13 protein-coding genes and 1 pseudogene are annotated in these 12875 nt (G+C 42.2%); 2 read left to right on the top strand and 12 right to left on the bottom strand.

Translation table 11 applies throughout. The features are described from left to right. Positions 1-3 precede the first annotated feature (3 nt). From DCO17_RS03600 to DCO17_RS03585, 4 genes are all read right to left on the bottom strand, one after another. Positions 4-966 carry a SphA family protein gene (locus DCO17_RS03600; protein ID WP_217425443.1) on the bottom strand — a complete coding sequence of 321 codons (963 nt, stop codon included), beginning with the start codon at positions 964-966 and terminating at the stop codon, positions 4-6. A gap of 37 nt (positions 967-1003) precedes the next feature. After that, complete coding sequence (locus DCO17_RS03595) at positions 1004-2536, bottom strand: arylsulfatase (RefSeq protein ID WP_173955439.1); 1533 nt, start codon at positions 2534-2536, stop codon at positions 1004-1006. Between the two features lie 347 nt (positions 2537-2883). After that, a complete protein-coding gene (locus DCO17_RS03590; RefSeq protein ID WP_173955438.1) occupies positions 2884-3213 on the bottom strand; it encodes a DMT family transporter in 330 nt (109 codons plus the stop codon). Positions 3214-3230: 17 nt separating this feature from the next. Beyond that, a complete protein-coding gene (locus DCO17_RS03585; protein WP_173955437.1) occupies positions 3231-4625 on the bottom strand; it encodes a P1 family peptidase in 1395 nt (464 codons plus the stop codon). A gap of 247 nt (positions 4626-4872) precedes the next feature. Here DCO17_RS03585 and DCO17_RS03580 point away from each other — a divergent pair, with 247 nt between their 5' ends. Further along, positions 4873-5892, top strand: a complete 1020-nt coding sequence (locus DCO17_RS03580) for a linear amide C-N hydrolase (RefSeq protein ID WP_173955436.1) — start codon at positions 4873-4875, stop codon at positions 5890-5892. A 249-nt stretch (positions 5893-6141) separates the two neighbouring features. Here the strand turns inward: DCO17_RS03580 and cynS are convergent, their stop codons facing one another. From cynS to DCO17_RS03555, 5 genes and pseudogenes are all read right to left on the bottom strand, one after another. Continuing rightward, on the bottom strand, positions 6142-6585 hold the full coding sequence (cynS, locus tag DCO17_RS03575; protein WP_173955435.1) for a cyanase: 444 nt from the start codon (positions 6583-6585) through the stop codon (positions 6142-6144). 29 nt (positions 6586-6614) lie between these two features. After that, complete coding sequence (locus DCO17_RS03570) at positions 6615-7481, bottom strand: ABC transporter ATP-binding protein (RefSeq protein WP_173955434.1); 867 nt, start codon at positions 7479-7481, stop codon at positions 6615-6617. Continuing rightward, positions 7471-8299 (bottom strand): annotated as a pseudogene (gene ntrB / locus DCO17_RS03565) (nitrate ABC transporter permease). The gene DCO17_RS03570 and the pseudogene ntrB overlap by 11 nt, the downstream one beginning before the upstream one ends. Positions 8300-8343: 44 nt before the next feature. Then, positions 8344-9717, bottom strand: a complete 1374-nt coding sequence (locus DCO17_RS03560; protein WP_173955433.1) for a CmpA/NrtA family ABC transporter substrate-binding protein — start codon at positions 9715-9717, stop codon at positions 8344-8346. 157 nt (positions 9718-9874) lie between these two features. After that, positions 9875-10393, bottom strand: coding sequence for an HPP family protein (locus DCO17_RS03555; protein WP_173955432.1), 519 nt, complete (start codon positions 10391-10393; stop codon positions 9875-9877). A gap of 77 nt (positions 10394-10470) precedes the next feature. Between DCO17_RS03555 and DCO17_RS03550 the strand changes: the two genes are divergently transcribed. Beyond that, positions 10471-10938, top strand: a complete 468-nt coding sequence (locus DCO17_RS03550) for a nuclear transport factor 2 family protein (RefSeq protein WP_173955431.1) — start codon at positions 10471-10473, stop codon at positions 10936-10938. Positions 10939-10964: 26 nt separating this feature from the next. Here DCO17_RS03550 and DCO17_RS03545 read toward each other — a convergent pair whose 3' ends face one another. From DCO17_RS03545 to scpB, 3 genes are all read right to left on the bottom strand, one after another. Continuing rightward, positions 10965-11471 (bottom strand): HPP family protein, encoded by a 507-nt coding sequence (locus DCO17_RS03545; RefSeq protein WP_173955430.1) that lies wholly within the window; start codon positions 11469-11471, stop codon positions 10965-10967. Positions 11472-11653: 182 nt separating this feature from the next. Next, positions 11654-12070 carry a BLUF domain-containing protein gene (locus DCO17_RS03540; protein WP_173955429.1) on the bottom strand — a complete coding sequence of 139 codons (417 nt, stop codon included), beginning with the start codon at positions 12068-12070 and terminating at the stop codon, positions 11654-11656. 12 nt (positions 12071-12082) lie between these two features. Further along, positions 12083-12874, bottom strand: a complete 792-nt coding sequence (gene scpB, locus DCO17_RS03535) for a methylmalonyl-CoA decarboxylase (protein ID WP_173955428.1) — start codon at positions 12872-12874, stop codon at positions 12083-12085. Between the last annotated feature and the right edge of the window lies 1 nt (position 12875).

The raw sequence follows: 12875 nt of genomic DNA, 5'->3' as shown, positions 1-12875 counted from the left end.
TTCTTATTTACCTAGTGGCAGACTAATCGTTGCGATTGTGGCATAGCCCTCAACACGATTCTTCGCCCAGAACTCTTTATAAGTTCTTAAGTTAATGTAAGCCTGATTGGCCCCCATATTAAATACATAACCAATTTGTGGGCCAATTGCTGCAATTTGAGATTTAAAAGCGCCCACCTTATCGCCACTACCCGAATCACCCGTCAACTGGTAGTACGCATAACCTGCAATACCCACCTGCCATTGCTGTGACAAAAATTGAGAAACTGACCAATCCAGGTGGGAATCAACGCCGTTCTTGTAATTGGTTTGCTTATTCTCTAGGTTATAAGTTGCACCTGCGATCGCTGAAAACTCTAGACCTGTGGTGTTATTGAGATAGGTATACCCACCACCTGCATCCATCGCTCCGTGTCCAATCCCAATACCAGACAAACTAGTTGGACTATACGCACCAACTGGAATGTCGCCAGTGATATAGGTTTTGTAATTATTATTTCCACTATTCCAAGTCAGACTTGCTAACGGGTAAATATCTGAACCACCAGTCATGGTATTTGTGCGATTGAGATCAATATTTGGGTGAGTGACACTCACTGATGCGGTGGTTGTGTTTGTTCCAGGACCCCACCCCAAACCAATATAAGGTTGACCACCCAGAATCTTTTCCTCAGCAACATATCCTAGCTGAATGAGTCCAAGAGTCATGCTTGTTGACAATCCCGCGTTGACACTTGGACCATGTTGAAAGGTTTTAGATTTATCTGCACTTCCACTATAGACATAGGGCATTGCTACCAATGACCAACCCGTTGCCATTGGTACTGCAGCCATACTTGCGTATTGACCCGACATCCAAAAAGGAACTCCGCCCTCATCAGCATGAGTGCAAAAGGGAGTCACCAAGGTGGTAAATAGAAAAAAAGACTCGACTATTTTTAGTCGAGTCCATGCAGGCATATTCATTTTATATGCGCGCCTAAGAGTAGCCTCTTATTCGCAATTAATTACTTAACGGCTGAGAAAAATTGGTGACGTTTGATGGAGGCGGGTTTGGAAACTTCTTAACCGAAGCCAAATACTCTTCAACCACTTTAAATATGGGTCCACCAATCCATGCATAGTTGGTCAATTGCAAATCTTCATGAGGATCCATTTCAACGTTATAGAACTTTGGGGTATATAAAGGCGCTGAGTTAGCCCACAATCCACCGACTGTTTGCTGCCCCGTCCCAGTGCGATTCATATCCTTAAAATAAATTCTCCACTGCTTCCAACGAGCAGCAACTAAATCAGGCCCAATGAAAGACAACAAGGATTCCCGATTACCTGTTGCGCTTTTACCCATGAGTACATCAAGCTGATTTACACCGTCAATTGCTCGGTCAGTTGGAAGTTTTGCACCCAGAATATTTGCAAATGTTGGCATGAAATCCATAATAGAAAACATTGCGTTAGATGTGCTGCCAGGCGCCGTATGCCCTGGCCATCGTATGATGCAAAACGTACGGACAGCACCTTCAGTTGCTTCACCTAAATCGCCACGAAATGGGCCATTCGATCCCATATCTGGAGCTCCAAGCCCCTGACGATCCCAGTGCATCACCGTTTGACCCGTTGAGCCATTATCGGAGGCGAACACCAAAATCGTGTTGTCTTCGATATTCATTTCCTTAAGAGCATCCATAACCTGACCAAGGTGATAATCACCCTCCATCATTTTGTCGCCATATTGACCAATGCGTGATTTACCAGCAAATTGCTTGGAGGGTAAATTTGGATAATGCCCCATAGAGAAAGGCAAATACAAAAAGAAGGGTTTGCCCGCAGCATTTTGCTGCTTCATAAATGCTATGGATTTATCAGTCAGCTCATTATCAATCTCAGCTCGAACAGCCATGGTGTAGGGCTTCACTCGTTCCAGAGGTCCATTGCCCTTTTGCTGGTTGATCCAAGGGCCTTTGTCATACAAAACTTTATCGGGGACATCGCCAAATGAATGTGTTTGTATAGCCTGGGGCACGAGGCTGGCAGAGTCCCAAGAAATATCGGGTGGGATTCCATAAAACTGATCAAATCCATGGGCACCTGGCAAGCTCTGAGGGGCGCTACCTAGATGCCACTTACCAAAAAGCGCTGTTGAATAGCCAGCATCTTTGAATAATTGACCCATTGTGTAAGCCTTGCCAGATAAAGTGCTTGGCGAACCAGGAATGATAACTAGCGATAAGCCATTCCGTATTGAATACTGACCAGTCATTAATGCAGCACGTGATGGAGTGCATGCGGGCTCAACTAGATATTGCGTTAGTCGCAAACCACTTTTTGCTAATTCATCTGAACGAGGTGTAGGAGCGCCACGCAACTCTCCGCCACCATACGAACCTAAATCTCCATAACCAACGTTATCGGCCAAAATGAAAATTACGTTAGGCTTTTTTTGCTTGGCCTCAGAACTGTTCTGAGCATGTACGGACACTGAAGATGTGGCAATTAGGGCCGACAACACTCCAGTCAATATTTTTTTCAAGAACATCGAGCTTTCCTAATTTAGGTCTATATTTTTTTGAATTAGATGGAGAGTTTAAAGCAGTAAATCTAGATATTAATGATATTTTTATTCGTCTTAGCCGCTTTGGTCTTGAGGGCAATAAAAACTACCCGGAGGTGGTTTTTGGCAATAATGTTGTGACTACAAACCCTTGTAATACGCATTAACTTGGCGACAAGGGAGTCACACCCTTAAAAAAGCAAAATATAAGTCAACAGCAACGGATCACCAAATCCGTTGGTCGCGAGTTTGAATCTCGCCCGACCCATCAGTTATAAAAAAGCCCCTTGAGAAATCTAGGGGCTTTTTCTTTTGCTTGGCTTAAGAAGTTATTAGTGCGAGATAGATTTTGAAAAAACATTAATAATCACAACTCCAGAAATGATGAGTGCAATTCCAATCAGCGCCCCCAAATCCAGTTTTTGATCTAACCATACCCAGCCAATTAAGCCTACGAGAGAAATCCCAGTGCCCGACCAAATGGCATATGCAATAGCAGTCGGGATTTGATCAAGCACTTTTGAGAGTGCAAAAAATGAAATGCCATACCCAGTTAGAGTTATCAAGGTAGGGGATAGCTTTGTAAAACCTTCTGTGTACTTTAGAGCAGTTGTTGCGATCACCTCGGTGATGATCGCTAAACTCAACATAAACCACGCCATAGTTCGCCTTTATAAAATTAGCGCTTCTCACTCATTTGCGCCCACAATCCCGGATTGATCACCAAAGAATCGCCTGTGAAATCGAGCACCAATGGGTAGCGGGCCGACTCATTTAACGTGAACTGGGTTAAATTCTCATTAATGGGCAAAAGTTCAACGGATCGGCCCTTGGGAATAGCAAAGGCATTTCGCTCACCAGTTGCCCGTGCATATAGCTTGCCATCTTTAGCCGTAATTTCTACAGTAACAAATCGACTAAATCGATACTTACCCGCGTATTTCGCTGGAAGTACTTTATCTGTTTTGATTGGAATGGGCAATGCAGGCTGCTCAGGAGCGGCAGATAACAATGCATCCCACATAACTTCAGAAGCAATTACAGGGAGCAATGCCATGGTTTTTTCACGCTCAACCTTAGCAGTAGGCAAATCAACCTCATCGGTAGAGACTGCAAAAAGTACATCGCCGTCCCACTGAGTGGCAAATGGTTGAAGTGCTCGAGACATTGAAGTATGAACCTGAGTTGCTAATCGCTGTAGGTCAGCGTTTGGCAACTTTTGATTCACAATGATTAAGCTAATAGTCGTGTTTTGAGTTTGCCGAACCTCGTTGTCTTTGGTGCCCCAGGCGTTTTTGGTAATCCTTAATAAATCAGCAATTTTTAGGTTGGGCGGCCAACTCGAATGAGAATATCCAGTCTGAATATTGCCATCCCTATCCACGACAGCACCTAGTGGATTAACCACGGCAAATGCCGCGATCTTTAAATTACCTTTTTCATAAAAGGCACCACCCTGTCCAGAATAGCCATTTAATCCAAAAAGTCCGCCACTCTTTGCGGAGCGCCCCGCTCCAGCAGAGCCAACTCGAAAAATACCTTCCTTAGCATTTCTATATGCCGCTTGCGCTAACTTTTTATCTGGGACAACTTCATTTAAACGTCGATCTCCTAGGTCATAAATAATCGCACCGGTCGATAATGCGACATCGCCAATAGTGCCTGTTCTATATTGATCATCTTTCATTGCGGAGGCAACAGCAGTCGTACTCTCTAAACCGTAGATTGATCCTCCCGATAAGACAACGGCATCTACCACTGGGGTATCACGCCCTAATCTCAACCATTCCGTATTGGCAATACCCGGCTCCCCTCTTACATCCATCACTGCATGTACTTTATTATTAAAACTAAAAACAGTTACGCCCGTTGGCCCCTCTTTGTATTCTGCGGTACCAATTTTGAACATGGGCCAGTTAAATTTTATTTCTTTGCCACCTGAATTTACGATAGGCTTCAGACTTGACTGATCATTAGGAATAACATCATCCGTTGCAGCTATAGCATTCATCATAAAAACGGAAGAAGCAATTACACCAATTAAGTGCTTTGGTAGGCCTATTTTGATTTGCATATTTCTGAATTTAAAGGCTGCATGTTAGAGATGTATTTAGTATAACGATTCACAATATCGCAACCCTATTGACCTAAATCAAACTTAAATAGCTCAATTTTTACGACAAATCCTTAAAGCATGAAAAAATATCGCAATCAAATAATTCTTAGACTGGATATCCTTAGTTAAGCATTACCTTTATATTCCCAGGTGGAAGCCTGTGGAGTCGTATATAACTATTTCCCATTCATATCAAGAGAGCATCATGTTTAAAAGTAAAAATATTGCCTTCGCATTAGTTGCTAGCCTATCAATAGGCCTTCTAAATAATCAGGCGATTGCTTGTTCTCGTGTTTTATTTAATTCAACTGGCAATGTTGTAGTTGGTAGAACAATGGATCTGTATATGCCAGATCACGCTAAGCTCATGATTTATCCAAGAGGTGTTGCTAGAAACGGCGGAGTGCCTAATTCAGCAAAATGGAATGCTAAATACGGAAGTGTTGCAGTTAACTCACTAGATGTCGGTAGCTCAGATGGCATCAATGAAAAAGGCTTAGTAGCTAATCTTCTTTATCTTCATGAGTCTCAATATGAAAAAAGGGATACTCGCCCTGGCGTATCAAATGCGGTAATCGTTCAATATTTGCTCGACAATGCGGCGACAGTTAATGAGGCGCTCGCAGAGATAAAGAAAATTCAGATTGTTTCTATCAAAGCATCTGGACGCGAGTGGCCCCTACATGTATCTCTTTCAGACGAAGTAGGTGATTCTGCGGTAATTGAATTTATTGATGGCAAGATGGTCATTCATCATGGCCCAGAAACAGCAGTAATGACAAATGAGCCGCCATTGGATTGGCAATTAAATAATCTCAAGAACTACAAATACTTTGGTGGCAAGGAATCCCTTCCTGGTGATATCGACCCAGCCAGCAGATTTGTTCGTGCCTCTGCCTTCCTAAAAACTAGTCCAGTACCAAAATCTACGCAAGAAGCATTAGCTCAAGTGTTTAGCATCACTAAAACAGTTTCCGTTCCTCTTGGCGCTCACAATACCTCTACCGCAATCGAGTCTGAAGATACTTGGCCTACCTTGTGGACAACTTTGGCGGACTCTAAAAATAGGATCTACTACTTTAATGCCTCTGATTCCCCAAATATGGTTTGGGTTGATCTAAAGAAAGTAGATTTTTCTAAAGGCGCCTCAATTAAGTCTTTATCTGGTGAAGACTCGACAATAAGCGGCGATGTGACTAGCAAGTTTCAGACATTAAAGAAATAATCTTCTCATTTCATTAGTCAGGGAATTAAAAGCTGGAAATCTAATCCACAGATTCGAACTTTGCACCAAAAAGCAATCGCACAGTCAATCGCACGGTCATATTTTGGTCGCTTAAAGCCTTATGTTATATAGGTTTTTGAAGAGGTATGACTTCTTTTAATCCGTTGGTCGCGAGTTCGAATCTCGCCCGACCCACCAGTTATACAAAAGCCACCTCTCGGTGGCTTTTATTTTTGATTTATAAATTGACTAGTAAGTTTTATAGGATAGATATTTACCCGATAAAACTACCTGCACTCGATCGCCCTTGGGATCAGGCTCTCGTTGGATATCCATAGAGAAATCAATAGCACTCATAATTCCATCACCAAATTCCTCATGAATGAGCTCTTTGATTGTTGTTCCATATACGCTCACGATTTCATACCAACGATAAATTAATGGATCCGTTGGAACCGCTGTTGGTAAAGAACCTTTATAAGGAACAATTTGCAACCATGCCATCTCTTCATCAGTTAAATCAAACAATTTTCCGGCAGCTTCGGCCTGAGCTTTAGTAAAAGTCATTTGACCTAAGCAACCAGCCGTGACCCACTCTTTTGACTCACCAATTGCTTTCGCAATATCAGCCCACTTCATACCTTTTTTTACTTTTGCTTCAATAATTTTTTGTGTCACTACTGAACGATCCATCTTTTTCTCCTTAATTGTAGGTTTTTGATTTATTGCGTAACTGGGGTTTGTAGACCTGGGCAAACTAATATAGGCTTATAGCCGTCCAACATGCCCGCCGAACCTTTGGCTTGTAAATCCTTTGAACGGTTAACCAAAAAGTCAACTAAGTGATTGCGCATTGGATAATACATTGGATCATGATGCAAGTTTGCACGCTTTCGATCCTTTGGCAATGTGTTGATTACGATCTCGGCAATACGAGCATTTGGCCCATTACTCATGAGCATAATTTTGTCTGAGAGCAAAATAGCTTCATCAACATCGTGCGTAATCATAAATACAGTTTGCTTCGTTTCGCTGCATATCTTTAGCAACTCATCTTGTATCACTCCTCGCGTTAAAGCATCTAAGGCGCCAAATGGCTCATCAAGCAATAACATTTTGGGCTCAATCGCAAATGCTCTGGCAATACCAACCCTCTGCTTCATACCGCCAGATAATTCAGAGGGCTTTTTATTCTCGGCGTTAACCAATCCAACCATTGCTAAGTATTTTTTTGAATGCTCCTCAATTTGAAATTTATTCCAATCAGGATGCTTAGATTTGACGGCAAAGGCTACATTTTGAAGAACTGTCATCCATGGCATTAATGCATGCCCTTGGAAAACAACGCCGCGATCTAAACTAGGCCCTTTAATCTCTCGGTCAAGCATATAGGCATAACCGCCAGATGCATCCTCAAGACCAGCAAGCACATTAAGAATTGTGGTTTTGCCGCAGCCGGAGTGGCCAATAATGCAGACAAACTCGCCGCGATCAATTTCAAAATTGATATCTTCAAAAACTGGGGGTGCATCTAGCTTATAAGATTTAGATAGGCCATCTACCCTGAGGAATGCTTTTTCAATCTGCATATGAGACCACTTTCTGAAGTTTTGCAAAGACCATATCTAGCAACATGCCAACAATCCCAATCATCACAATTGCAAAAATAACGCTCGAAATAGACAAGTTATTCCACTCATTCCATAAGAAATATCCAATACCAGTACCACCAACTAGCATTTCTGCAGCAACAATTACAAGCCATGCGATACCCATTGAAATTCTCATCCCAGTCAAAATAGTCGGAGCGGCAGCAGGTAAAATTACCAAAAACGCCTTGCGCAGAGGAGATACTTCAAGGGTTTTGGTTACATTAAGCAATTCTTTTCTGACATTGGCTACACCAAAAGCGGTATTTAACAGCATTGGCCAAACTGAACAAATGAAAATTACAAATATTCCCGAAATAGAAGAATCTTTAATTGTGTATAGCGCTATTGGCATCCAAGCTAAAGGGGAGATGGGTTTTAGAATTTGAATAAATGGATTGAATGCTTCATAAGCCAACGGAGACATTCCGATCAAAAATCCAAATGGAATAGCAACGAGCATTGCCAGAAAAAATCCTAGTCCAACCCTACCCAAGGAATATGCAAGCTGAATACCAATACCTTTGTCATTCGGCCCATTGTCGTAAAAAGGTCGAGATAGTTGCTTATAAAAAGTCTCGCCCATCTGAGTTAGAGTTGGGAAGCCTGACTTCTCAGCATCACCGCCTCCACCTTGCCCCATAAGCGCCTGATATTCGCTTGAGCCAGAAGCAACAATTGGAGTGGTGGCAACTTTTGGAGCGGTGGCTATGTGCCATATGCATAATCCAAAAAATAAGCATCACCACGGAAAGCATTGCACCCTTCGCCTTGAGAGATAAGTTATTCATTTTTAAACTCTCTACGCCTTGCTTATGGGAAATGATTTTAGATAAGCAGCAGGCTGGGAAGGATCAAACTCTTTGCCCATAATCTTGTCTTTCTTGTAGCCAACCTTTGCCAAAGGAGGAACGGAAATGCCAGTCTCGCCCATATATTTCTTAGCATCAGTCAACAAAAAGACTTTCTCTGAGATGTCTTTATAGTTCACATCACCTTTTACATAGCCCCAGCGCTGCATCTGCGTTAACATCCAAGTGGCCATGGAGTACCAAGGTATTGGGTTGAAATCAATGCGGTCAGGCACATTTTGAACATTCCCCAATCCATCAGCGAACTTTCCAGTCAACACCTGCATTACTACTGTTTCAGGCTGGTTGAGATAATTTGCAGGAGAGATCACTTTTGCAATTAGAGGTCGATTAGCTGGATCTCGCGCCATCGTTGAAGCATTTAATACGGCGCGATATAAGGCTGCAAAAGTGTTTGGATTCTTCTTGATAAAGTCCTCAGATGTTCCAAATGCGCAGCAAGGATGTCCATCCCAAATTTCTTTGGTTAGGATATGAATAAAACCAACTTCATCATAAACCGCGCGCTGATTAAAAGGATCTGGTCCAAGGAAGCCGTCAATATTTCCAGCACGTAAATTGGCAACCATCTCTGGTGGAGGTGTCACACGGATTTGAATATCCCTATCTGGATCTAACCCAGCTTGTGATACGTAATATCGCAATAAGAAGTTATGCATGGAGTATTCAAATGGAACAGCGAATTTCATGCCCTTCCATTTTTTGGGATCTCGATTATCTCTATGCTTATTAGCCAAAGTTATCGCCTGGCCATTTACATTCTGGATTGTTGCAACTCTCATCTGACTTGGATCAGATCCAAGACCCATAGACATTGCAATTGGCATTGGAGATAAAAAGTGTGAAGCATCATGCTCTTTGTTGAGCATCTTGTCGCGTATAAGGGCCCAGCCGGCAGTCTTATTCAAAGTAACATTTAAGCCCTGCTTTTTATAAAATCCTAAAGGGTCAGCCATGATGAGAGGGGTTGCGCAGGTAATCGCAATAAATCCAATTTTGAGGTCTGGCTTTTCAATAGGTGCTTTTTCTTGAGCCATGGCCTGCAAAGCGCCAACCGGAAGAAACCCAGATAGCGCGCTCATTGCACCACCAGCACCAACTGCCTTTAGAAAAGCACGGCGACGGCTTTCTTGAGGAAATAATGCTTTAACAAGGCTGGCCTCAACAAAATCTGCGCTTATCTTTTCTTCGTCGATTTTTGCCGATAGCTCTAAAGCATGCTCAGCGTCGGATGCATGACGCCCACAACTACAGCGACTAGTAAACAAAGGCCTATCTGGGTCAAATGGGCGGTATGAATTCATTTCAATCTCCTCATGTTTTTTATTCAGCTGACTACATGAATCCATTCTGAATAAAACGCTTTGGGTTAATCCCGAGGAAATGCACCAAAAGAACTCATAGAAAAATCGTATGCACCAAAACTGTATTTTTATTGGCCTGATTTTCTTGAAGTTTTAATCAACGATTCAAGTAAGACCGATAGAGGTAGCTTGCCAAAGATAATAAGAGGGAGTCGACCATAAGTGGATAGAAGGCAAAGTCCAAACTATCTACTCCCGCCATCACTATAACCACCCCTAGAAAAAAAGCTGGTGGGTGGATGCAATTTAGGAGATAAAGCCCTAAAGTAGTGCATAACATACAAATAATAAGCCCCAATATTGGTATGGGCATTATGTATACACAGGTTAGAGCAACAAATGAGGCAAATAAGTTTGCCTCCAATATTGTTAACGGTGAATACATCATGCTATTTGGAAATAGGAATATCAACAAGGCAGTCACCCCAAAGACAGCAAGCACCATTGACTCACTAACACCAAGAGTGCCATAAGCGAGATTCATGAATTCAATAGCAAGTACTGCAATGCCAACGCCAGCCGATATTACCAAGGCTCTTCGCCATTGAACTACAGGCTGGCCAGGCGCTATACGATCAAGATAAGAATTTAACTTAGCAATAAATTTTTGTAGCATGCAAAATTACAAACAATTAACAATTTATGGATCATCATATATCCATATTGAAATAATTATGATTAATGGAGCTAAAAATGGAAAAAAAATTACCTCTCCCGCCATTCACAAGAGAGACGGCCATTCAAAAAATTAGGATGGCTGAGGATGCATGGAATACTCGGGATCCTGAAAAAGTTTCGCTGGTCTATACAGAAGATACCATTTGGAGAAATCGCGCTGAATTTCCAATTGGGCGCGAGCAAGTAAAAGAATTTCTTCACCGCAAATGGGCGAAAGAATTGGATTACCGATTAATTAAAGAACTTTGGGCGTTTACTGATAATCGAATTGCGGTCAGGTTTGCCTACGAGTGCCATGATGACTCAGGAAACTGGACGCGAAGTTTTGGTAACGAGAATTGGGAATTTAATGAAAATGGCTTTATGATGCGTCGCTTTGCTAGCATCAATGACCTACCAATCAAAGAGTCTGAGCGGAAATTTTTTTGGCCCCTCGGCAGAAGACCGGATAATCATCCAAGCCTGAGCGACTACGGTTTCTGATTTTTGCCCTGTTAAGGGAAATCTGGTCAATCGTCCCAAATACCCCAATTATGAGTTGGGGGCGATGGTTGCGTCCATGAAACAGGATACTTTTTTGATCCAATTCCGAGGCGACTCCAGATCATTGCAGTCAAGAAAATGATCGATACTCCAGCCATCACAGTGACACCAAGATGAATAAAGCTAGCATGGGCCTGGATCATAATCAGCGGATTTGCGCCCGCTGGAGGATGCACACACCTAGTGAGCAATAAGATCGCAATGGTAATAATCAAGGCAAGAACATAAACCCAAAAAGCATCTCCAAACAATTGATATGCCAAAATGCCAATCAAACTACTGATCAAGTGCGCACCAAATACCGCCCTAGGTTGAGCAGCCGGCGCCCCCGTGAGTGCAAATAAAAACAAAGTTGTTCCACCAAGGGATGCCAGCAATAGCGGAGAATTTGCCTTTGTAATAAGTAAAGCTAAACCAATGGCAATAAAAGATCCAAATAGGACCCATAACAATCGTAGTGAATAAACTTTCATTGATAAATCATAGGCATTTACCCTCCGGAATGCATTGACCTCCATCAATGTGCTCGTCAAAAGCTCAATTAGACCCCTTTCCGAGCGATTGCTTGCATAGTTATTTAACTCCTTAGTCACCAGTTGGAATCTCGTCCGACCTACCAGTTATACAAAAGCTCCTTGAGAAATCTTTGGGCTTTTCATGTTTTATCCAAAGCTGCAACTGAACGCATTAAGGTTAAGAGCTTGGAGTCATTCTCCGGCAAACCATTAAGATGCTGCTTCAAATTCGGGATATATTTCGCAATTCGATCAGCACCAAAGAATCGCATACCCCAACTAGGAAATGCTCGCTCATCAATCTCTCGAAAATCTAATTCACGAATAATTACATGACGATTATCGTTTTGTATTTGCTTCCATAGATGAGAAATGTCTTCCCTAGTGCCCTCTAATATTTGAGCAAAATATCGATTTTCATAGAACAAGACGCCGGTAACTCTATTTGCGGTATTGAAATTAAATGCCTTATCAAATAGCTGAACTAGCTGTAGTTTCGAAAATGGATCTTTAGCTCTACTGATATAGCTAAATTCAATTAGAGATTGTCGATCCATCAACGCAGAACCCTACTCAGTAGCTTGACCAAAAATCGGGTCCCGCTTTTCAAGGAACGCTGTAATCCCCTCTTTATAGTCGCTACCCATATAGACGTTTTTACGCAATGATTGCAAATGCTCAAAGACAGATGGGTTCATGACAGCCGCATCCGATAACATTTGTGCCTGAGCTTTGAGGACTGAATTAGCCTGTGGTGATCGGGAAGCAATGGTTTTTGCCATTTGATATGTCTTAGCTTCCAATTCACCCGACACGTAAAGATGATTAAGAATACCAATCTGTAATGCTCTGTCAGCGCCAATTGGATCTGCCGTTAAAAACATTTCCTTAACTACATTAAGGGGCATTCTTGACATGAAGTGCAAGATACCACTTGCCGTGTATGGAAGACCTAGTTTTGCGGGCGTAATTGCAAATGTCGAATCATGGTCCCCTATTGCTATATCGCAACTCATAATCAGATCTGTAGATGCGCCCCAGACAGAACCATCAACCATGGCAATTACTGGCGCCCTAAAAGCCCTAATAGATTTCAGCAAAACCATAACAGGATCATCTGCTGGAAGGGGATCACGCTCAGACCTAGGGAGCTCCATTACATCATGACCGGCAGACCATACCTTATTCTTTTTATCAGATCGAAGCACTAAGACACGTACATCCTCTTTACTAAAAAGTTCAAGCGCATGATGTATCTCTTCGATTAAACATTCACTCAACGCATTTCTTTTGCTGTAGTGATTGAATCGAATTGTCGCAATCAATTCTGCTTGTTCAATTTTGATGTACTGATAATTCATT

It is taken from the genome of Polynucleobacter tropicus, from assembly GCF_013307225.1.
In the GTDB taxonomy this organism is placed as follows: Bacteria; Pseudomonadota; Gammaproteobacteria; order Burkholderiales; family Burkholderiaceae; genus Polynucleobacter; species Polynucleobacter tropicus.
Note: the sequence above shows the minus strand (reverse complement) of the source record. Positions and strands in the feature narration are given on the sequence as shown.

What these genes read in the sequence shown, in the direction of transcription:
- DCO17_RS03600 (WP_217425443.1), bottom strand. Translation starts at nt 966, where the DNA reads ATGAATATGCCTGCATGGACTCGACTAAAAATAGTCGAGTCTTTTTTT.
- DCO17_RS03595 (WP_173955439.1), bottom strand. Translation starts at nt 2,536, where the DNA reads ATGTTCTTGAAAAAAATATTGACTGGAGTGTTGTCGGCCCTAATTGCC.
- DCO17_RS03590 (WP_173955438.1), bottom strand. Translation starts at nt 3,213, where the DNA reads ATGGCGTGGTTTATGTTGAGTTTAGCGATCATCACCGAGGTGATCGCA.
- DCO17_RS03585 (WP_173955437.1), bottom strand. Translation starts at nt 4,625, where the DNA reads ATGCAAATCAAAATAGGCCTACCAAAGCACTTAATTGGTGTAATTGCT.
- DCO17_RS03580 (WP_173955436.1), top strand. Translation starts at nt 4,873, where the DNA reads ATGTTTAAAAGTAAAAATATTGCCTTCGCATTAGTTGCTAGCCTATCA.
- cynS (WP_173955435.1), bottom strand. Translation starts at nt 6,585, where the DNA reads ATGGATCGTTCAGTAGTGACACAAAAAATTATTGAAGCAAAAGTAAAA.
- DCO17_RS03570 (WP_173955434.1), bottom strand. Translation starts at nt 7,481, where the DNA reads ATGCAGATTGAAAAAGCATTCCTCAGGGTAGATGGCCTATCTAAATCT.
- DCO17_RS03560 (WP_173955433.1), bottom strand. Translation starts at nt 9,717, where the DNA reads ATGAATTCATACCGCCCATTTGACCCAGATAGGCCTTTGTTTACTAGT.
- DCO17_RS03555 (WP_173955432.1), bottom strand. Translation starts at nt 10,393, where the DNA reads ATGCTACAAAAATTTATTGCTAAGTTAAATTCTTATCTTGATCGTATA.
- DCO17_RS03550 (WP_173955431.1), top strand. Translation starts at nt 10,471, where the DNA reads ATGGAAAAAAAATTACCTCTCCCGCCATTCACAAGAGAGACGGCCATT.
- DCO17_RS03545 (WP_173955430.1), bottom strand. Translation starts at nt 11,471, where the DNA reads ATGAAAGTTTATTCACTACGATTGTTATGGGTCCTATTTGGATCTTTT.
- DCO17_RS03540 (WP_173955429.1), bottom strand. Translation starts at nt 12,070, where the DNA reads ATGGATCGACAATCTCTAATTGAATTTAGCTATATCAGTAGAGCTAAA.
- scpB (WP_173955428.1), bottom strand. Translation starts at nt 12,874, where the DNA reads ATGAATTATCAGTACATCAAAATTGAACAAGCAGAATTGATTGCGACA.